Annotated in this window: 18 protein-coding genes; 10 read left to right on the plus strand and 8 right to left on the minus strand. The window is 66.0% G+C overall.

Annotation, left to right across the window (positions count from 1 at the left end):
* The first annotated feature begins 16 nt into the window (after window positions 1-16).
* Genes IOC69_RS07660 through IOC69_RS07670 form a run of 3 tightly spaced genes read left to right on the plus strand, consistent with a single transcriptional unit; the run spans window position 17 to window position 3,410 of the window.
* A complete protein-coding gene (locus IOC69_RS07660) occupies window positions 17-1,852 on the plus strand; it encodes an ABC transporter ATP-binding protein/permease (protein WP_290542974.1) in 1,836 nt (611 codons plus the stop codon).
* A gap of 32 nt (window positions 1,853-1,884) precedes the next feature.
* Window positions 1,885-2,589: a phosphatidylserine decarboxylase gene (locus IOC69_RS07665; RefSeq protein WP_290542956.1), complete on the plus strand. Its 705-nt coding sequence runs from the start codon at window positions 1,885-1,887 to the stop codon at window positions 2,587-2,589.
* A complete protein-coding gene (locus IOC69_RS07670) occupies window positions 2,589-3,410 on the plus strand; it encodes a phosphatidylcholine/phosphatidylserine synthase (RefSeq protein ID WP_290542957.1) in 822 nt (273 codons plus the stop codon). The genes IOC69_RS07665 and IOC69_RS07670 overlap by 1 nt, the downstream gene beginning before the upstream one ends.
* A gap of 200 nt (window positions 3,411-3,610) precedes the next feature.
* Here IOC69_RS07670 and gspD read toward each other — a convergent pair whose 3' ends face one another.
* The 7 genes from gspD to IOC69_RS07705 form a co-directional block, all read right to left on the minus strand.
* A complete protein-coding gene (gene gspD / locus IOC69_RS07675; protein ID WP_290542958.1) occupies window positions 3,611-5,779 on the minus strand; it encodes a type II secretion system secretin GspD in 2,169 nt (722 codons plus the stop codon).
* Between the two features lie 149 nt (window positions 5,780-5,928).
* Entirely contained in the window at window positions 5,929-6,528 is a 600-nt protein-coding gene (locus IOC69_RS07680; RefSeq protein ID WP_290542959.1) for an A24 family peptidase, read from the minus strand.
* Window positions 6,529-6,664: 136 nt separating this feature from the next.
* Window positions 6,665-7,510, minus strand: a complete 846-nt coding sequence (locus IOC69_RS07685) for a protein phosphatase 2C domain-containing protein (protein ID WP_290542960.1) — start codon at window positions 7,508-7,510, stop codon at window positions 6,665-6,667.
* The gene (locus IOC69_RS07690) at window positions 7,507-8,571 is read right to left on the minus strand and encodes a Gfo/Idh/MocA family oxidoreductase (RefSeq protein ID WP_290542961.1); all 1,065 of its coding nucleotides are present in this window, start codon (window positions 8,569-8,571) and stop codon (window positions 7,507-7,509) included. The genes IOC69_RS07685 and IOC69_RS07690 overlap by 4 nt, the downstream gene beginning before the upstream one ends.
* On the minus strand, window positions 8,568-9,698 hold the full coding sequence (gene nagA / locus IOC69_RS07695) for an N-acetylglucosamine-6-phosphate deacetylase (RefSeq protein ID WP_290542962.1): 1,131 nt from the start codon (window positions 9,696-9,698) through the stop codon (window positions 8,568-8,570). The genes IOC69_RS07690 and nagA overlap by 4 nt, the downstream gene beginning before the upstream one ends.
* Window positions 9,698-10,699, minus strand: a complete 1,002-nt coding sequence (locus IOC69_RS07700; protein ID WP_290542963.1) for an SIS domain-containing protein — start codon at window positions 10,697-10,699, stop codon at window positions 9,698-9,700. Before IOC69_RS07700 ends, nagA begins: the two co-directional genes overlap by 1 nt.
* Window positions 10,696-11,577 (minus strand): BadF/BadG/BcrA/BcrD ATPase family protein, encoded by an 882-nt coding sequence (locus tag IOC69_RS07705; protein ID WP_290542964.1) that lies wholly within the window; start codon window positions 11,575-11,577, stop codon window positions 10,696-10,698. The genes IOC69_RS07700 and IOC69_RS07705 overlap by 4 nt, the downstream gene beginning before the upstream one ends.
* Window positions 11,578-11,697: 120 nt before the next feature.
* Between IOC69_RS07705 and IOC69_RS07710 the strand changes: the two genes are divergently transcribed.
* The 5 genes from IOC69_RS07710 (at window position 11,698) to ugpC (ending at window position 16,781) form a co-directional block, all read left to right on the plus strand.
* Window positions 11,698-12,588 (plus strand): N-acetylmuramic acid 6-phosphate etherase, encoded by an 891-nt coding sequence (locus IOC69_RS07710; protein ID WP_290542965.1) that lies wholly within the window; start codon window positions 11,698-11,700, stop codon window positions 12,586-12,588.
* A 34-nt stretch (window positions 12,589-12,622) separates the two neighbouring features.
* A complete protein-coding gene (locus IOC69_RS07715) occupies window positions 12,623-13,879 on the plus strand; it encodes an ABC transporter substrate-binding protein (RefSeq protein WP_290542966.1) in 1,257 nt (418 codons plus the stop codon).
* A gap of 82 nt (window positions 13,880-13,961) precedes the next feature.
* The gene (locus IOC69_RS07720) at window positions 13,962-14,879 is read left to right on the plus strand and encodes a carbohydrate ABC transporter permease (protein ID WP_290542967.1); all 918 of its coding nucleotides are present in this window, start codon (window positions 13,962-13,964) and stop codon (window positions 14,877-14,879) included.
* Window positions 14,879-15,706, plus strand: coding sequence for a carbohydrate ABC transporter permease (locus tag IOC69_RS07725; protein WP_290542968.1), 828 nt, complete (start codon window positions 14,879-14,881; stop codon window positions 15,704-15,706). Before IOC69_RS07720 ends, IOC69_RS07725 begins: the two co-directional genes overlap by 1 nt.
* A 7-nt stretch (window positions 15,707-15,713) precedes the next feature.
* On the plus strand, window positions 15,714-16,781 hold the full coding sequence (ugpC, locus tag IOC69_RS07730) for a sn-glycerol-3-phosphate ABC transporter ATP-binding protein UgpC (protein WP_290542969.1): 1,068 nt from the start codon (window positions 15,714-15,716) through the stop codon (window positions 16,779-16,781).
* 157 nt (window positions 16,782-16,938) lie between these two features.
* Here the strand turns inward: ugpC and IOC69_RS07735 are convergent, their stop codons facing one another.
* Window positions 16,939-17,577 carry a class I SAM-dependent methyltransferase gene (locus IOC69_RS07735; protein WP_290542970.1) on the minus strand — a complete coding sequence of 213 codons (639 nt, stop codon included), beginning with the start codon at window positions 17,575-17,577 and terminating at the stop codon, window positions 16,939-16,941.
* Window positions 17,578-17,868: 291 nt separating this feature from the next.
* Between IOC69_RS07735 and IOC69_RS07740 the strand changes: the two genes are divergently transcribed.
* Window positions 17,869-19,230 carry a UDP-glucose/GDP-mannose dehydrogenase family protein gene (locus tag IOC69_RS07740; RefSeq protein WP_290542971.1) on the plus strand — a complete coding sequence of 454 codons (1,362 nt, stop codon included), beginning with the start codon at window positions 17,869-17,871 and terminating at the stop codon, window positions 19,228-19,230.
* 6 nt (window positions 19,231-19,236) lie between these two features.
* A complete protein-coding gene (locus IOC69_RS07745) occupies window positions 19,237-20,190 on the plus strand; it encodes a UDP-glucuronic acid decarboxylase family protein (RefSeq protein WP_290542972.1) in 954 nt (317 codons plus the stop codon).
* The last annotated feature ends 229 nt before the right edge of the window (window positions 20,191-20,419 follow it).

Below are 20,419 nucleotides of genomic sequence, written 5' to 3' on the forward strand. Positions count from 1 at the left end.
GTCCATCCTGCGCGACATGTTTCCCTATCTCTGGCCCAAGGGTCATCCGGGCCTGAAGGCGCGCGTCGTCCTCGCACTGGTGGCGCTGGTGCTGTCCAAGGTCGTCACCGTGGCGACCCCCTATGCCTTCAAACATGCAACCGACGCGCTGACCGGCACGGCGGACATCGCCGCCACCGCCGTCACGGCGATCGTGTTCCTCGTGCTGGCCTATGGCGTGGGCCGCATCATGATGGTGGTGCTGGCGCAGATCCGCGATGCAGTCTTCGCCAGGGTCAGCCAGCGCGCGGTGAAGGAGCTCGCCGTCCGCACCTTCCGCCACCTGCATGCGCTGTCGCTGAAGTTCCATCTCGAGCGCCGCACCGGCGGGCTCTCGCGCATCGTGTCGCGCGGCACCATGGGCATCGACACGGTGCTGCGCTTCTCGCTGTTCAACACCTTCCCCACCATTCTCGAGATTGCCCTCGTCGCCGGCATCCTCGCCTGGTCCTATGGCTGGGCTTATGCGGCTGTTATCCTGGGCACCGTGGTGGCCTATATCTGGTTCACCTATGCCGCCACGGAGTGGCGTATCAACATCCGCCGCGACATGAATGCCGCCGATACCGAGGCCAACACCAAGGCGGTGGACAGCCTGCTCAATTTCGAGACCGTGAAGTACTTCGGCAATGAAGAACACGAGGTGAAGCGCTACGCCCGCTCGATGGAGACTTACGAGGAGGCCGCCATCAAGACCTGGGTGTCGCTCTCCGTGCTGAACTCCGGCCAGGCGGTGGTCTTTTCGATCGGCCTCACCATCGTCATGGTCATGTCGGCGCTGGCGGTGCGGGCAGGGCAGGCGTCCGTGGGCGATTTCGTGATGATCAACGCGCTGATGATCCAGCTCTATATGCCGCTCAACTTCATCGGCTCGTCCTACCGCGAGATCAAGCAGGGCCTGATCGACGTCGAGCAGATGTTCACGCTGCTGAAGGTGAATGCCGAGATCGAGGACAAGCGGGGCGCCAGGCCCTTGCGCGCCGGTCCGGCGGAGGTCGTCTTCGAGAATGTCTCCTTCGCCTATGATCCGGAGCGGCCCATCCTCAAGAACCTGTCGCTGCGCGTGCCGCCGGGCAGGACGGTGGCGATCGTCGGTCCCTCCGGTGCGGGCAAGTCGACGATCTCGCGCCTTCTCTTCCGCTTTTATGAGGTGAATGGCGGCCGCATCCTGATCGACGGCCAGGACATCGCTGACGTGACGCAGGAGTCGCTGCGCGCGGCCATCGGCATGGTGCCGCAGGACACGGTGCTGTTCAACGACACGATCCGCTACAACATACGCTACGGCCGCCCGGATGCGACGGACGCCGAGGTGGTGGAGGCCGCCCGCATGGCGCAGATCGACGGTTTCGTGATGAGCCTGCCCAGGGGCTATGACTCGCTCGTCGGCGAGCGCGGCCTCAAGCTCTCGGGCGGCGAGAAGCAGCGCGTCTCCATCGCCCGGACGATCCTGAAGGGACCGCCCATCCTCATCCTCGACGAGGCGACCTCGGCGCTCGACAGCTTCACCGAGCACCAGATCCAGGCGGCTCTCCGCAAGGTGTCCGAGAACCGCACCACGCTGGTCATCGCGCATCGCCTGTCGACCGTGGTCGACGCCGACGAGATCATCGTGCTGGAGCGCGGCCAGGTTGCCGAGCGCGGCACGCATGACGAACTTCTTGCCGGGAACGGCATTTATGCCGCCATGTGGAACCGCCAGCGCCAGGTGGAGCAGGCCCGCGAAATCCTCAAGGAGGCCGAAGCGGAAGGTCACCATGTCATCGAACTGAAGGAGGAGGCTGCCAGAAAGGTTGCCAACCTCATGCCGTGACAATGCCCCGCTAACTCGCTAGACGAAGGCCCATGTCGATCGCCAAGTCCGTGTCCGAAGTCCTGGTCCCCATCCACCGCGAGGGTTACCGCCTCATCGCCATCTTCGCCGCCGTCACGCTGGTGCTGTTCTGGCTCCATGCCGGGCCGCTGGCCTGGGCGGGGGTGATCCTCACTTTGTGGTGCGCCTATTTCTTCCGCGATCCCGAACGCGTGACGCCGCTGCGCGACGGCCTCGTGGTCTCCCCCGCCGACGGCCGCATCAGCGCCATCGAGGACGTGATCCCGCCCGTCGAGCTCGATCTCCCGCGTGAGCCCGTCACCCGCATCTCGGTGTTCATGAACGTTTTCGACGTGCATGTGAACCGTGCGCCGGTCGATGCCGCGATCCGCCGCATCGGCTATGTGCCGGGCCTCTTCCTCAATGCCGATCTCGACAAGGCCTCGCTCGACAACGAGCGCCAGGCCTTCACGCTGGAGCGCGCCGATGGCCTACGCATCGGCGTTGTCCAGATCGCGGGCCTCGTGGCGCGCCGTATCGTGAAGTTCGTCAACGAGGGCGAACACCTCTCCGCCGGCCAGCGCTTCGGCTTGATCCGCTTCGGCAGCCGGGTGGACGTCTACCTGCCAAGCGGTGTGAAGGCGCTCGCCTGCCTTGGCCAGCGCGCCGTCGCAGGCGAGACCGTGCTGGCCGACCTCGATGCCCGCGAGCCTGAGCGCCAGGGGCGCATCAGCTGATGGAACGCGCGCCTGGCGGCCTGGACAAGGCGGTGGCCTCCGGCGGGAACCAGCGCCGCTTCCGCATGGTGCCGGTGCGCTACCTGCTGCCCAACATGATCACGCTGCTCGCCCTGTGCAGCGGCGTCACCGCGATCCGCTTCGCCCTCGAGGATCGCTATGAGCTCGCCGTGGCCAGCGTCATGCTCGCCGTCATCCTCGATGCGGTGGACGGCCGCCTGGCGCGCCTGCTCAAGGGCACCTCGCGCTTCGGCGCCGAGCTTGATTCGCTCGCCGACTTCGTGAATTTCGGCGTGGCGCCGGCCGTCCTGCTCTATGTCTGGTCGCTCAACGCGCTGCACACGCTGGGCTGGGTGATCTGTCTCGTCCTCGCCATCTGCTGCGCGCTGCGGCTTGCCCGCTTCAATGTCACGCTGGACGACCCGGACAAGCCCGCCTGGGCCAACCGTTTCTTCGCCGGGGCGCCGGCGCCGGCCGGCGCGGGGCTTGCCCTGCTGCCCTTCTACCTCGGCTTCCTCGGCATTATCGACGAGGGCCATGGCTGGGCGCTCGCAGTCGGGCCCTATGTGGTGGTCATTGCCATGCTGATGATCAGCCGCGTTCCCACCTTCTCCGGCAAGCACATGGGCCGCATCAGGGGCGACATGGTGCTCCCCGTGCTCGGCCTCACGGTGCTGGCGGTGGTGATGCTGATGTCCTATCCGTGGGAATTTCTTACGATCGTCAGCATCGCCTATCTGGCGCTGATACCGGTCAGCGTACGGTCCTACCGGAAACTTCGCGCGGCGGACACCCGCGGGACAGGAACAATCGCTCCATAGAGCATGGTCTTGTCGCAAAACTGGAACCGGTTTTACGACGAGACCATATTCCAAATCGAAGCGTTTACAGAAGCCCGCTGGCGCATGTTCGGATCAGTTGGAAGCACCCGGTCGGAACATGCGCCGGATCATATGTTCGAGCATCTTTCGCGGCGCAAGCGGTTCCACCTGCGCGCACGATGCTGTCGCGCAACGGGGCCTCAGTCGAAGTTGAGGTTCTTCATCTTGGCGCGCAGGTCCTGCGACATGCGCGAGGCCTCCTGGCCATTGCGCACGATGGTGGGCGTGATGAATACCAGCATTTCGTTGCGCGTGGCGATGCCGCCCGTGGTGCCGATCAGGCGGCCCAGCAGCGGCAGCTGGTTGGCGCCCGGCACCGTCACCCGGCTGCGGTCCTCCGTGCCATTGATGAGGCCGCCCAGCAGCACCGTCTGCTGGTCGTTCACCGAAACCTTGCTGTTGATGGTGCGCTGGGTGAATTTCGGCTGTCCGCCGATGCCGGTTTCCTGTTGCACGGCGGAGAGTTCCTGGCCCAGGTCGATCATCACCGCGCCGTTGGCGCTGACGCGCGGCTTCACTTTCAGCACCACGCCGGTGTCGCGGTATTCGAAGGAATTCACCGTCTGGCCGCCCTGCGTGGTCTCCGTCTGGGTCTGGATCGGAACCTGGTCGCCCACCTTGATGGTGGCGGTCTCGTTCTCCATCACCAGCAGCGACGGCGACGAGACGACGCGCACATTGGTGACCTTCGACAGCGCGTCCACAACCAGCTGCGGGCTGGAGATGCCGCCCACCACGAAATTCATGCCCGGCAGCTTGGGGCTGATCACAGGCCCGGTGGTCGAGGTCTGGTCGGTCAGGATGAAGCTGAAGTTTCCGCTTTCGAAATAGGCCTGCACGCCATAGCGCAGGGTGTCGTTCAGCTGCACCTCGGCTATGGTCGTGCTGATCAGCACCTGCGTCGAAGGCTGGTCGATCTGCGCCAGGGTCGAGAGGATCTCCCGGTAGTCCTTCGGCGACGCGCGGATCAGCAGGGTGTTGTTGGCCGCAATCGGCGTGATGCGGATGCCGCTGCCGGAAAAACCCGTGGCGCCGCCCGTGCTGGCGGATCCCGGGGCCGCGGTTTGCGCGGTGCTGGAGGTTGCGGTGGGGTCGCTTTCCGGCTGACCAGGTTGCATCGGCGGCTGGGGCGGCATGCCGCCCATGTCGCCCGGCTGCTGATTCTGTCCCTGCTGGTCCTGGCCACCGCTGTCGATCGAGACGTCCATCTGCTGGCTGTCGGGCGCCACCTCCGCCGTCGTGCCGCCCCCGCCCCCCGCGCCGTATGTGGCGCTGAGGATCTTCGCCAGCTCCGTCGCATTGCCGTTCTGCACGGCATAGACATAGGACTTCGGCGCATCGAGGTTCTCGCGGTCGAGCCGCTTCACCCAGGTGATGGCGCGCCGCACCTTGGCCTGGTCGTTGGCGATGATGATCAGGCTGTTGAGGCTTGGCACGGGAATGATCTTGAGGCTGTTCGGCCCCGCGTTTGCACTGTCCTGGGCAAAGACCTTCATCACCTGGGCGGAAATGTCCTCGGCGCGGCCATTCTCCAGCGCGGCCATGCCGAAGGTCTGGTTCTTCATGGTGTCGATGTCGAAGTTGGTCACCACCTCCACAAGCGACCGGCGCTGCGAGGCGGGGCCGCGGATCAGAATCATGTTGCCGACGTTCCACGCCCGGGCGGACCCCAGCTGCTGCATGAAACCGTCGAGCAGGTTGACCATTGCCGAAGGCGCCACATGGCGCAGCGGCACCGCGCTCACGCCATAGCCCGCGGAGACGTTCCTGCCCATGTCGAGGTTGCTGGCGTCACTCTCCATGGCCTGCAGCAGCACCACCCTGAAGCTGCCGTCGGATTGAACGAGGGCGGCATTCGCCATCTTGAGCGACGCCTCGAAGGCGTCGAGCAACTGGCGCGCGCTGAGCGGCCGGTTGCTCACCATGGTGATGGACCCCTGCAGGTTGGGGTCGATCGTGTAGTTGTAGCCCAGCGTCTCGCCCAGGATCAGCTTGCTCGCCTCGGCCACCGAGGCGCCGTCGAGGTTGACGGTGAACTTGCCATCGTTCTGCTCGCCCACCCCCGCCGGCGGTTCGCTGCCGTCCTCACCCGGTGCGGGGCTGACGCCGGGAAACACCTCATAGCGCGCCGCCTGGGCGGCTGGCTTCATCACCGGGCCACCGCCGCGGTTGGTGACTTTCTGCGGCGATCTGGCGGTGAGATCGATCTGGTTCGTGCTTTCGAGCCCGGCCGTGGGCGCCTGGCAGGATGCAAGCAGAAGCCCGGCGCATCCCAGCAGGGTGGCGCCTCGAAGGCCGGATGCGCGCAATCTCAGTCCCTGAAGAAGGCCGACCGGAGGCAAAGCGTTACTCCTTGCGGCCTGGGTCCATTGGCCCTGACCGGTGACGAAAAACCTAATGATCGGTGAATCCTATGCGTCGATTCGGTAAGCAAACCCTTAATGAAGGGTTGTGCGGTTCACCAGAATGGCACGTCCGCTGCGACCCGCCCGATCCACACGAGCAGGATGACCGGCGCGATGAAGCTGCCGAACGGGATCTCGTCGGTCAGCCCGACACGGCGTCCCATCAATTTCATCACCATGATGCCGCAAAGCCCAGCCAGGGATGCAACGAGACAGGCTGTCGGCAACAGGGCAGGGCCGAGCCATGCCCCCGCGACGGCTGCCAGCTTCACGTCTCCCAGTCCCAAGCCTTCAATGCCGCGCAGGCGGAACCACAGGGCGCGCATCAGGAAGAAGATGCCTCCCCCCAGCGCCGCTCCCAGCAGGCTCTCGGTCAGCCCCGCCGTCCAGTCTCCGGGGTGGAACAGCGCAATATTGGCGGCGATGCCGAGCGGCACGGCGGGGTAGGACAACGCATTGGGGATGATGAAATGCCGGAAGTCGATCAGCGTGATCAGCCCCATCAGCAGAGCCAGCACGGCAGTGGCCAGCGCAGCCAGCGGCGGCGCCAGAAACATGGCGGCAATGCCCACCGCTGCCGCCGCCGCCGCCGCGCCGACAAGTTCGGTGCGGTTCAGCAGGGGCGAAGAATCGTCTGCCGGTTGTTCGTCCACGCGAGCAAATTTGACCGAACCGCGCGCAAAAGAAAGTGCCGCCGGATGCCGTGCGCGTCAGAAAAGGCGTCGCAGCACGTCCATCCACAGAAATCTTCGTCTCGTGAACCCCTGCTGCCGCCATCGGCAGGCCGGCTCAGCGCGCCAGCATCACGGCGGTGGCGTCATCCGCCGGTTTGAAGCGCGGGTAGCGCTCGCAGGCCGGATCGGCCGCCTCCGCCGCCCGCAACGCGGCCACAACCTCTCCGACGCCGCGCAGGCTGGCGTCCAGAAGCCCCGCATCGTCATGAAGTCCATAGTGATCGACCGCACGGTAATAGCCATCCGTGCAGAGGAGAATCCGGTCCGGCCGTCCGAGATCGACGGTCTCCGGCATGGCCAGCGCATCGGCGCTCGCTTCCAGGATCGAATAGCCGCCCGGCCTGTTGCGCTTCGCCCGGCCTTGCTTCAGCTGCGGCGCGAAATCGGCGAGCAGCGCCTTGCCGTCGGGCGTGCCCGCATCGCGGCGCTTTTTCGCCTCGCGCGTCAGCCAGCGGTCCAGCACAGTGTTGGGCGATGCTGCATGGATGCTGTGTTGACCGGCGCCATCGCGCGCGATGAGGCAGGAGTCGCCCAGCCGCAGCGCCTGCCAGTCCGCCCCATAGCGCTTCACCAGCACGAGGCAGGCAGCGGGCGGGTCATAGTCGGCGGGGATCGCCTTGCCGGCCGAAGCCTCCCCGAAATCCCGGATCAGCCCCGCAACCAGCGCCGCAAGCAGCGCAGCGGGCGGCATGTCCTCAGCGGCCAGCGCCATCAGCCGTGCATGGGCTTTCGACACCAGCCAGCGCGCATCCGTGTCCTCGCCAAGGTAATTCCGCCGGTTGATGCCGGTGACGCCATCGAAGATCCACGCGGCGGTCACGTCATCGCGCGGTCCCAGCCAGCCGAGCCCGTCCTCGTTGACGGCGCCGCTGCCCTCGCTCACCGCGCCGATGAGCCTCACAGCCTCACCACCTCGCCGGTCCTGACACTGTGGTCCGCCGCCAGCACGATACGCAGCGAGTTGATGGCGTCCTCGACATGCCGGTCCATGTTGCGGTCATTGCGGATGGCGTCGAGGAAGAGCGACTGCTCCCGGTTGCACAGCTCCTGGTGCCCGGGCTCGTCATCCATGCGGATGATCTCGTCGGGCGTCACGAACTGGCCCTGGGGGTTCAGCAGTCCATGGTGCAGGCGCAGGGCGGAGGTCTTCGTGTGGCTGTCCACATCGGCCGACGGCGTCTTCGACTCTTCCATGGCGATCGAGACGGCGCCCCTGGGCCCGATCATGTCCTTCACGAAGAAGGCCGTCTCGCTCATCATCGGCCCCCAGCCCGCCTCGTACCAGCCAACCGAGCCGTCATCGAAACTCACATGCAGGTGGCCGTAATTATACATACTGGCGTCGATCTCGGAGGTGAGCCGCGCCCCCACCGCATGCACGCTCAACGGTTTCGCCCCCGTCACCTGGCACATCACGTCAACATAGTGCACGCCGCAGTCGACGATGGGACTGATCGAATTCATCAGGTGCCGGTGCACCTGCCACTGCGCGCCGGAAGACTGCTGATTGAGGTTCATGCGCATGACGAGGGGCTTGCCCAGCGTCCGCCCCACCTCCACGAACTTCACCCAGGAGGGGTGCACGCGCAGGATATAGCCGATCACCAGCTTGAGGCCCTTGCGCCTGGCGAGTGCCGCGATCTCCTCCGCCTCCGCCACCGTTTCGGCCAGCGGCTTCTCGATGAAGACGTGCGCCCCGGCTTCGAGCGCCATGCGCGCATAGGCCGCGTGCGTGTCCGGCCAGGTGTTGATCGACACGGCATCGGGCTTCAGCGCCGCCAGCGCCTCCGCACAGTCGTTGAACCGGGGCACGTCGGGGAATTCCGCCTTCAAATCCTCCCGCTCGGCGATGCCGCGGCTGCACAGCCCCGCGATCCCGAATCCGTCGATCGCCTTGTAGGCCCGCGCATGGCTCAGCCCCATGTTGCCGAGCCCCACGACGAGCACCTTTATGGTCTTCATTGTCCGTTGATCCACGTTTGCCTGACGTGCAAGTCTTCGCCCAGCAGCACCAGGCTGGCAAGATGGCCGGGCGCGATGCGGCCCAGTTCATGCTCGCAGCGCAGAAAGGAGGCCGGGTTGAGCGAGGCCATGCGCAGCACGGCGCCAAGTTCCATCCCCAGCCCCTCCACGCAATGGCGCACGGCGGCGTCCATGGTGAGGTCGGAGCCCGCGAGCGTGCCATCGGCCAGCGACAGCCGTCCATTCTCGCGTCTCACGGTGCGCCCCTGCAACTCGAAGCAGTCGGGTCCGCCGGCCGCCGACGGCATCGCATCGGTGATCAGCATCATGCGGGAGGCGGGCTTCGCCGCGAATGCCGCCTTCAATGCCGCATCGTGCACATGGCAACCGTCGGCGATGATGCCGACATAGCTCTCCGCATCCGTCAGTGCCGCGCCCACCAGGCCGGGCTCGCGCCCCGTCATCTGGCTCATGGCATTGTAGAGATGCGTGATGGCGCGTGCGCCCACAGCCAGCGCCTGCACCGCCTCCGCGTAGCTCGCCTCGGAATGGCCGAGGCTCACCAGCACGCCCGCCCGCGCCAGGCGCTGCACCAGCGCGGGCTTCACGCGGTTTGGCGCAAGCGTCAGCATCACCGGGCAATACATGGCAAAGCCGGCGATGGCATCGGCATCGGCCTCCTCCATGCCGCGGATGAAGCGCGCCGCATGCGCGCCCTTCCGTGCAACGTCGAGGAAGGGCCCCTCGATGTGTATGCCGAGCACGCCGGGAACAGCTTCCGCCATGGCGCGCGCCACACTCGTCACCGCCCTGGCGATCACCTGCGGCGCATCGGTGATCACCGTCGGCAGCATTCCCGTCGTGCCGAAGCGCCGGTGCGAGGTGGCGATGGTGCGCACCGTCCCGACGGTTGGCGCGTCGTTCAGCAGCGCGCCCCCGCCGCCATTCACCTGCACGTCGATGAAGCCCGGCGCCAGCAGCCCGCCGCCGAGGTCGCGCCGTTCGGCACGTCCGGTCTCCGCCTCGGGCGCCACGCGCAGGATGCGCGCGCCCTCGATCACCACCGCATGTCCATCGAGAAACGTGTCGCCGGTGAAGATACGCGCGCCGGTGAGTGCTATGGCCATCACAGCGTCTCCGTCACCTTCCTGAGCAGCCGCGGCCTGTCCGGGTCGCGGCCCAGCGCCACGGCCAGGCGTTCGATCTCCATATAGGCGGTGGCGATCATGCTGATGGGGTCGAGCAGCGGGTGCCCGGTGGCGGCGAAGGGCAGGTCGTCGCCCACCACCCGCACCTCCGCCCCCGTGCAACGCATCCTGGCGGCGGCCTCCGCCGTGTTGGCGCGCGCCGCATCGCCGGGCGCATAGATCAGCACCGGAAAATCCTGCCCCATCAGCTCCCACGGCCCATGCATCACCTCCGCCACCGAACAGGCCTCGGCATGGATGGCGCAGGTCTCCTTCAGCTTCAGCGCGGTCTCCTGCGCAATCGGGTAGGCGGGCCCGCGACCCAGCACGAACAGCGAGGCGGCATCGCGCGCGAAGCCGGTGAAGCCAGGCCATGCAAGGCGCACGGCCTCATCGAGGCTCTGCGGCAAGCGCTCCACCGCCGCCAGCAGCGCCGCATCGCCCGACCACTGCGCCACGATCGCCGCAGCCGCCGCGCAGGACACGATGAAGCTCTTGGTCGCCGCCACGCTGTTTTCAGCCCCGGCATGAAGGGCGAGGCGGATGCCCGCATTCCGCGCGACGGGGGAGTCTTCCACATTCACCAGCGCCACCGTCACCGCGCCCGCTTGCCTCGCGGCCTCCTGCAGCGCCACGATGTCCGGGCTCTGGCCCGACTGCGAGATGGTGAGGCACAGCGCACCCTCGGCCCTCAGCTTGCCGCCATAGACCGACACGACCGACGCTCCCACGGAGGCGCAGGGCACACCCGTCACGATCTCGCAGAGATACTTGAAATAGCCCGCCGCATTGTCGGAGCTGCCGCGCGCACAGGTCAGTATCACCGGCGGCGGCGCCTGCCGCAGTCCCGCGCCCAGTTCCCGCAGCGCGCGGGCATTGCACGCGAGGAAGCGCGCCACGGCTTGCGGAGCCTCCGCCGCCTCCGCGGCCATCAGGCTCATGACCAGCGCTCCGCCAGGCCTTGCGTCCGGCGCGCCATCATGATGGCGCCGTCCATGGCGTCAGCCTGAGGCGCGGAGAGCGCCAGCTTCACGTCGGCGTCGAGATAGGGCGGATAGACCTTCGACAGGCCGCCGAGCAGGCAGATGTGGCGGGCCCCCCGCGCCAGCAGCGCCCGGCCGAGGTTGGAGATCGCCGCCGCCCCCTCGATCACGATCATCATGCCCTGCACGTCGCCCTGTGCCGCGCAGTCGAACACCAGCGGTGCAAATTGCGCGTAATCCACCGGCTTCGCCTGTTCCGACCAGCGCGAGAGATCCAGGCGATTGGCCCCCGTGCGTGACAGCACCTCGGTCACAAGCCGCGTCGGCTGCAGCAAGCCGTCGAGGGCGAGGGCCGCGCGCCGCACCGCATGGTGCCCAATCCAGGCGCCCGAGCCATGGTCGCCGAGCTGAAATCCCCAGCCGCCCACCATGTGCCGCTCATCCCCCACCAGCGCAAAGCCGATCGAGCCCGTGCCGGCGATCACGATGCCGCCGTCACCGCCGCCGAAGGCGCCGACACAGGCCGCATAGGCGTCATTGTCGACCGTCACGCTGGCGAAGGGCAGGGCGGCATCGACGATCTTCTCCGCCCCCACCGAGGTCACGATTCCGGCAATGCCCATGCCGGCATGGATCTGCCCGGTTGTCAGCCCCGCCAGCTTCGCCGCCTCGCGTGAGGTCTCCATGATGGCGCCGAGGGCGCCCGCGAAATCCTGGTAGATGTTGGAGGCCCCGCCCACCGCCTCGCCCAGCAGCGCGCCGCCGGCGGACCTGATGCGCGCCCGGCAGCGGCTGCCGCCGCCGTCGATGCCGAGAAAGAAGGGACCTGTGCTCATGCGGTCCATGCTAGCCCATGTCCCGGTCAGGTGAAATCACCTGATCGGAACATGCGCCAGATCATATGCCGGGGCAAAGCGCCTTGACCTGGACGGCCATCCGCTCCTCTAATGGCGCGCATGGCAGAACGTCAGACCGAGCAATCGGGCAGCTATACCGGCATCGACACCTGGCCCGATGCGCGCATCCTCGATGCGCTGGCGGACGGCCAGGCGCGCGCCATCGCCGCGGTGCGGCAGGCAGCACCCGCCATTGCCGGGGCTGCAACCATGCTCGCGCAACGCCTCGCCGCCGGCGGCCGTCTCGCCTATGCGGGTGCGGGCGCCTCGATCCGCGTTGCGGTGCAGGACGGCGCCGAGCTTCCCGCCACCTTCGGCATGCCGGAGGCGAAGATCCTCTATCTCATCGCCGGTGGCCGGCCTGCCATGTTCGACACGCTGGCCGATGCCGAGGATGACGCTGCGGACGGCGCCGCGCAGGCCGATGGCCTCACCTCCGCCGACACCATGATCGCCGTCGCCGCATCGGGGTCCACGCCCTTCACGGTCGCCGCCGCGAAGCGCGCGCGTGAGAAGGGCGTCTTCGTCATCGCGGTGGTGAACAATCCCGGCTCGAGGCTTGCCGCCGCTGCCAGCCTCGAAATTCTCCTGCCGTCCGGTCCGGAGGTGATTGCCGGGTCCACCCGCCTCGGCGCCGGAACGGCCCAGAAGGCGGCCTTGAACCTTCTTTCCACCCTCACCCACATCAAGCTGGGTGCGGTGCATGATGGCCTGATGGTCAATGTCGGGACCGGCAACACCAAGCTCCGCCGCCGCGCGGCGGGGATAATCGCCACGATTGCGCAGGTGGACGAGGCGCGCGCCGCGGCCGCGCTCGAAGCTGCCCAGGGCCACGTGAAGCCGGCCGTGCTGCTGTGTGCGGGTGCGAAAGGCATTGCTGCGGCGCAGCGGCTGCTCGCCGCCGCAAACGGCAACTTACGTCTGGCAATGTCGCGCATTCGCGATGCATAATGACCGCCAGAAAACTTCAAACGGGAGGACCAAAATGCTCATCAAGGGACTGAAGGCACTGCTGCTTGGCGCCGCCGCCGCCATCGCACTTTCGGGTGCGGCCTCGGCCGGCACGCTGACCATCGAGAGCTGGCGCAACGACGATGCCCAGATCTGGAAGGACAAGATCATCCCCGCCTTCGAGAAGGCGCATCCGGACATCAAGATCGAGTTCACGCCGACGGCGCCGAAGGAATACAACGCCGCGCTCAACGCCAAGCTCGAAGGCGGCACGGCGGGCGACATCATCACCTGCCGCCCCTTCGATGCCTCCCTCGAGCTCTTCAACAAGGGCTTCCTCGTCCCGCTCAACGATCTATCGACCATGGGCAATTTCTCGGACGTCGCCAGGAGCGCCTGGACGACGGATGACGGCAAGACCACCTTCTGCGTGCCCATGGCCTCGGTGATCCACGGCTTCATCTACAACAAGGACATCTTTAAGGAACTGGGCCTCACCGAGCCCAGGACGGAGGAGGAGTTCTTCGCGGTCCTCGAGAAGATCAAGGCCAATGGCGCCTATGTGCCCCTCGTGCTCGGCACCAACGACCAGTGGGAAGCCGCCACCATGGGCTTCCAGAACATCGGCCCCAACTACTGGAAGGGCGAGGAAGGCCGCAAGGCGCTGATCGCCGGCACGGGCAGGCTCACCGACCCCGCCTATGTCTCGACCTTCGCCACGCTCGCCAAATGGGCCCCCTATCTGGGTGACGGCTTCAAGGCCCAGACCTATCCGGACAGCCAGAACCTTTTCGGCCTCGGCAAGGGCGCGATCTATGCGGCGGGCTCGTGGGACATCTCCACCTTCCGCGCCCAGAAGGTCAACATGGGCGCCTTCAAGCCGCCGCTGCCCGCCGGGGCCGCCGAATGCTACATCTCGGACCACACCGACATCGGCATCGGCATGAACGCCAAGACCAAGAACCCGGGCGACGCCAAGGTGTTCCTGGAATGGATCGGCTCGGAGGAGTTCGCCAACATCCTCGGCAACGAGCTGCCGGGCTTCTTCCCGCTCTCCAACGCCAAGGTGACGCTGAGCGACGACGTGGCACAGACCTTCGTCAACTGGCGGGCTGAGTGCAAGTCGACGATCCGCAACTCCTACCAGATCCTGTCGCGCGGCACGCCGAACCTCGAAAACGAGATGTGGAACGTCTCGGCCCAGGTCATCAACGGCGCCATGACTCCGGATGCCGCGGCCAGGCAGCTTCAGGACGGCCTCGCCAAGTGGTACGCCCCGCAGCAGAAGTAGGCTGACGCAAGGGGCCGCGGGCAGGCGCGCGGCCCCTCTGTCTTCGTGGATGGCGCAGGAACAGCACAGCGGACCGGCCGGCATGCCGCAGGGCGCGTACCTGCGGCTTCTGCTGTTCTTCCTCGGTCCGGCGGTGCTGGTCTACACGCTGTTCTCGATCTACCCGCTGCTCGCCACCATTCTCAACTCCTTCTACAGCCGCCAGTCCGACGGCAGCCACCTCTGGGCGGGCCTCGGCAATTTCCACACGCTGCTGCTGGACCCCACCTGGTCCGGCCCCTTCTGGAACGCGCTGAAGAACAACGTCATCTTCTTTCTCATCCATATGAGCGTGCAGAACCCCATTGGCCTGCTGCTCGCGGCGCTGCTCAGCCTGCCGCGCCTCAGGTTTCGCGCCACCTACCGCACGCTCATCTTCATGCCCACCATGCTCTCGGTCGTGGTCATCGGCTTCGTCTGGCAGCTCATCCTCTCGCCGCTCTGGGGCATCGCCAGGATGTTTCTGAACTTCTTCGGCCTCGGCTTCCTCTTCGCGCCGTGGCTCGGCGTTGAATCATCGGCGCTCATCACCGTCTCGCTCATCTCCGTCTGGCAGTTCGTCGGCATCCCGATGATCCTGATCTACACCGCGCTTCTCGCCATTCCCGATGAACTGATCGATGCGGCGACCGTCGACGGCCTCAACCAGTTCCAGGCCTTCATGTGGGTCAAGCTGCCGCTGATCTGGCCCACCATCGGGCTTGTCTCGATCCTCACCTTCGTCAACAACTTCAACGCATTCGACCTGATCTATGCGATGAAGGGGGCGCTTGCCGGGCCCAATTTCTCGACCGACATCATGGGCACGCTGTTCTACCGCACCTTCTTCGGCAACCAGCTGCAGCTGGGCAATCCGGCAATGGGCTCGGCCATTGCCACCATGATGCTGATCATCATCCTGATCGGCGTCATGGCCTATCTCTTCCTCGTGCAGCGCCGCATCCAGAGGTACAGCTTCTGATGAGGAAGCCCCTTTCAGCCTTCGCCGTCCACGCCATACTGGGGCTCTACACGCTGCTGGCGCTGTTCCCCATCGTGCTGGTGGTGATGAACTCCTTCAAGGCCAGGCGCGCCATCTTCAACACGCCGCTCCACCCGCCGTCGCCCGCGAATTTCGATCCCGTCGGCTATGCGCGTGTGTTCGGCGACAGCTCGCTTGCCTTCTATTATCTGAACTCGATCACGGTGACGGCGGGCGCCATCATCCTCACGCTCCTCTTCGGGGCCATGGCCGCCTGGGCGCTCACCGAATACAAGTTCCGCTGGAACACGCTGCTCGCCCTCTTCCTGTCCATCGGCATCATGGTGCCGATCAGGCTCGGTTCCGTCGCCATCATCCAGCTGGTGGCGGAACTGAACCTGATCAACACGCTCACGGCGCTGATCCTCGTCTACACCGCGCAGAACCTTCCGCTCGCCATTTTCATCCTCTCCGAATTCATCGCCCAGATCCCGAAGGATCTCCGCGAGGCGGCGCGCTGCGACGGGCTGTCGGAATACAACATCTTCTTCCACGTCATCCTGCCGCTGATCCGCCCGGCCATGGCCACCGTGGCGGTCTTCACCATGATCCCGGTATGGAACGACCTGTGGTTTCCGCTGCTGCTTGCCCCCGCCGGCGGCAGGCAGACCATCACGCTCGGCGTCCAGCAGTTCCTCGGGCAATACATCACCGACTGGAACGCCGTGCTTGCAGCCCTGTCGACGGCCATCGTGCCGGTGCTTCTTCTCTACGTGATCTTCTCCCGCCAGCTGATCCGGGGTCTCACCTCGGGCGCGGTCAAGTGAGGCGCCCATGGCCGAAGTCGTGATCGGGAAGCTCAGCAAATCCTTCGGCGCCGTCGAGGTGCTGAAGGACATCGACCTGGCTGTCGAGGACGGGTCCTTCGTCGTGCTCGTCGGCCCCTCGGGCTGCGGCAAGTCCACGCTGCTGCGCTCCATCGCGGGTCTGGAGCCCGTCACCGGCGGGTCCATTTCGATCGGCGGCCGCGAGGTGAACGGCCTCGCACCCGCCCAGCGCGGCATCGCCATGGTGTTCCAGTCCTATGCGCTCTATCCGCACATGGATGTGGCCGCCAACATGGGCTTCGGTCTCAAATTCGCAGGCGCTCCAAAGGCGGAAATCGCGGCCCGCGTCCAGGAGGCTGCCCGCATCCTGCAGCTCGAACCGCTCTTGAAGCGCCGCCCGCGCGAGCTGTCGGGCGGCCAGCGCCAGCGCGTCGCCATCGGCCGCGCCATCGTGCGCAAGCCCCAGGTCTTCCTGTTCGACGAGCCGCTGTCCAACCTTGATGCGGCACTGCGCGTCAACACACGGGTCGAGATCGCCAGGCTCCACAAGATGCTCGCCGCCACCATCGTCTATGTCACGCATGACCAGGTCGAGGCGATGACGCTCGCCGACAAGATCGTGGTCATGAACCACGGCCGCATCGAGCAGCAGGGAAAGCCGCTCGACCTCTATTACCGCCCCGCCAATCTCTTCGTCGCGGGCTTCATCGGCTCGCCCGCCATGAATTTCCTGAAGGGTGAGGCGGTCGCCGGCGGTGTCGGTCTCGGCGCTGATGGCCTCATCTCGCTGCCGCTCCCGCCCGGCACGGCGCCAGGCGCGCACGTCACGCTGGGGATCCGCCCGGAGCATATGAGGATTGCGGCGGGCGAAGGCGGGCTTCGCCTTCCCGCCACGGTCGATCTCGTGGAGCGCCTTGGCGAGACCGGCTTCGTCCATCTGCGGCTTGCCTCCGGTGCTGTCGCGATCGCCGAAATCCGGGGCGAGACAGGCCTGAAGACAGGTGACCGCACCCATGTGGCGCTCGATCCCGCGCGCCTCCACCTGTTCGGCGCGGATGGCCGCCGCCTCGGCTGAATCCGCTGACGTCACATGCCGATCCGCGGCGTGACCGCCGTCACCATCTCCGCCCGCGGGGTCCGCAAGGCTTCATGCTCCGGCATATGATCTGGCGCATGTTCCGCCCGATCAGGTGATTCCAACTGATCGGAACATGCGCTGTGCGGAAGATCTCTCAGTCGGCGATCTTCTGGACATAGAGCTGGTAGAGCGGGGCGCTGAGGATTCTCAGCTTGCGGCAGAAGATATTGGTGAAGGCGTCGATCGCGGGCTTCGGGCAGCGCAGCGGGTCGACGCCGGTGGGCAGGGCTTCGGCCCACAGATAGTCATCGAACGCCATGACCCCGCCGGTTTGCAGAAGCCGGAAGGCCATCACGGCGTCGGTCAGCACATCCGCCGCCTGGTGCGAGCCGTCGATATAGATGAAGTCGTAGGAATTTGCCTCGGCAATCAGCTTGGCGAGTTCGAGGTGGCTGGAGCCCTTGAGGGTTCTCACCGCAACCGGGTGCGCGGCCCGCCCGACGGCCTTCTGAATGTTGCGGCGGAACCGGTTCTCCACGGCCGGCATGTCGATCTGCCAGTTCTTGTGCTCGATGCCGCCGTCCCAGGTATCGATGCAGTGGAGATCGAGCGGCTGAGTCTGGCCCAGAAGATCGATGAGGAAACAGGCGCTGGCCCCCTCATAGGAGCCGATCTCAAGGATGCGCCTGGGCTTGATCTGCGGGATCAGCGCCGACCAGACGCCGCGGGCGACGTCGAACCAGCTGTTGGTGAACTCGTAATCCTCCCGCACGCCGGCAAGTGCTGTGTCCATGATGGCCCCCCGATCGCGGGAAAGCCCCGCGATGCCATCTTGTCGACCCAAGGTTGCCACAGGCTGGAGCGGCCTGTCCGTTCGTCACGCTGGCGCAAGACTGGCCGCGTAGGGGCCAGAGCAGGCGTCGGTTCAGTGGACCCGAAACCTGCTCTATCTCTTTGTTTGGTCGCATTTTCGACGGTCAACCGGTGTCCACTTGACCTGAAAATGCTTTATTTCCCCAATTGAGGGAACCGTTTAAACAGCAATTTCAGTCTGCCCGCTTCGGGCAGCAGCAAGGACAGCTTCATGAAGATCACGGTCATCGGCGCAGGCTATGTGGGTCTGGTGTCCGCCGCCTGCTTCTCCGACTTCGGCTACGAGGTGATCTGCGTCGATCGTGATCAGCGCAAGCTCGCGCTGCTCGAGGGCGGCAAGATCCCGATCTACGAGCAGGGGCTGGAGCCCATCGTCGCCGCCAACCGCGCCGCCGGTCGCCTCACCTTCACCGATAAGCTCAAGGACGCCGTGGCAAAGGCCGATGTCGTGCTGATCGCGGTGGGAACGCCAACGCGCGAGGGCGAGGATGCGGCGGATCTCTCCTCTGTCTATGCCGCGGGCGAGGAAATCGCCCGTGCGATGCAGGGCTTCACCGTCATCGTCACCAAGTCCACCGTGCCGGTGGGCGCCGCGGCGAAGCTGCGCGAGATTATTGCGAGGACGCGGCCCGATGGCGATTTCGAGGTGGCCTCCAACCCCGAATTCATGCGCGAGGGTTCGGCGGTCGAAGACTTCCTGCGGCCCGACCGCGTGGTGGTCGGCGTCAGCTCGGAGCGCGCGGAGAAGGTGCTGAGCCAGCTCTACCGTCCGCTCACCACGCGCAACGTGCCGCTTCTCGTCACCTCCTGCGAGGCGGCGGAGGTCATCAAATATGCCGCCAACACCTTCCTCGCCACGCGCATCGCCTTCGTCAACGAGCTCGCCGATCTCTGCGAGCGCGTGGGGGCGGACATCGAATATGTTGCGCGCGGCATGGGCCTCGACAAGCGCATCGGCCTGGAGTTCCTCTCGCCCGGCCCCGGCTTCGGCGGCTCCTGCTTCCCGAAGGATACGCGCGCGCTCGCCCACACCGCGCGCCAGCACGGCAAGCCCTTTTCCATCGTGGAGAAGGTTATCGCCGCCAACGAGGCGCGCAAGCTGGCGCTGGCCGACAGGGTGCAGCAGGCCGCCGGCGGTGCGCTGGCCGGAAAGCGCATCGCCATCCTGGGGATCGCCTTCAAGGCGGAGACGGATGACATCCGCGATGCCGCGGCCCTCACGCTGATCCCGGAGCTGCAGAGGCGCGGCGCCTCCATCGCCGCCTTCGATCCCGTCGCCATGGACAATGGCCGCCAGTGCTTCGAGGCGGTGCAGTGGTGCGCGGACGCCTATTCGGCGGCCATCGGTGCGGATGCGGTGGCAATCCTCACCGAGTGGAACGTGTTCCGCGGACTTGATCTCCGCCGCATGGCGCGCGGCATGCGCCAGCCGGTGCTGATCGATTTCCGCAACCTCTTTTCGATCGGCGACGCCAGGGGCTCCGGCATGGCCTATCATTCGATCGGCCGGGCCAGCGTGCAGCCCGCTGGCCAGAATGCCGGCGTCATCCCCTTCAGGACGGGAGCTGTGTAAGCCCGCATGGCGCGTCTTTATGAAAGCCGCAAGCGCATCCTGGTCACCGGCGGTGCGGGCTTCCTCGGCTCGCACCTGATCGACCGGCTGATCGAACAGGGCCACGAGGTGATCTGCGCCGACAATCTCTTCACCGGCGCCAAGCGCAATTTCGAGCACCTGCACAACCATCCGCGCTTCGAATTCCTGCGCCATGACGTGTGCAATCCGCTGAAATTGGAGGTGGACGAGATCTATAATCTCGCCTGCCCCGCTTCGCCCGTGCATTACCAGCACAACCCCGTGCTCACCACCAAAACCTCGGTGATGGGCGCCCTCAACATGCTGGGCCTCGCCAGACGCCTGCGCTGCCGCATCTTCCAGGCCTCAACCAGCGAGGTCTATGGCGATCCGGACGTTCACCCGCAGCGCGAGGACTATTGGGGCCATGTCAACCCCATTGGCCTCAGGGCCTGCTATGATGAAGGCAAGCGCTGCGCGGAAACGCTGTTCTTCGACTATCACCGCGCCCATGGCGTCGACATCAAGGTGGCGCGCATCTTCAACACCTATGGCCCGCGCATGCACCCGCGCGACGGCCGCGTCGTCTCCAACTTCATCATGCAGGCGCTCACCGGCGAGGACCTGACGATCTATGGCGACGGCACGCAGACGCGCTCCTTCTGCTATTGCGACGATCTGGTCGAAGGTTTCCTCCGCCTCATGGACCAGCCCGTGGGCTTCACCGGCCCCGTCAATCTCGGCAATCCCGGCGAATTCACCATGACGGAGCTCGCCGAACTGGTGCTCAAGCTCACCGGCTCGCGCTCGAAGGTCACGCATCTGCCGCTGCCGGAGGACGATCCGAAGCAACGCAAGCCGGACATCGCGCTGGCGCAGGCGAAGCTCGGCTGGCAGCCCAGGGTCCCGCTCGCCGAGGGCCTCGCACGCACCATCGCTTATCTCCGGCACATTGGCTGACACGATAGCCACGCCCCGCCGCTCACGCGGCTCCGCATACCAACCTGCCGCCTAACCCGCCCAGCCGGGCATACAACAGACCGGGACCCTAAAGCATCGGGCGTTCAACTGAAATCAGAATACCGTTTATGCTCCTCTTATGCCGTCATTCCGGCGAAGGCCGGAATCCCGCTTTGCGTCAGCACGCGTTGAAAGAAAGCTGGATTCCGGCCTTCGCCGGAATGACGGC

The sequence above is a fragment of the Aestuariivirga sp. genome (assembly GCF_020252405.1).
Classification (GTDB): domain Bacteria; phylum Pseudomonadota; class Alphaproteobacteria; order Rhizobiales; family Aestuariivirgaceae; genus Aestuariivirga.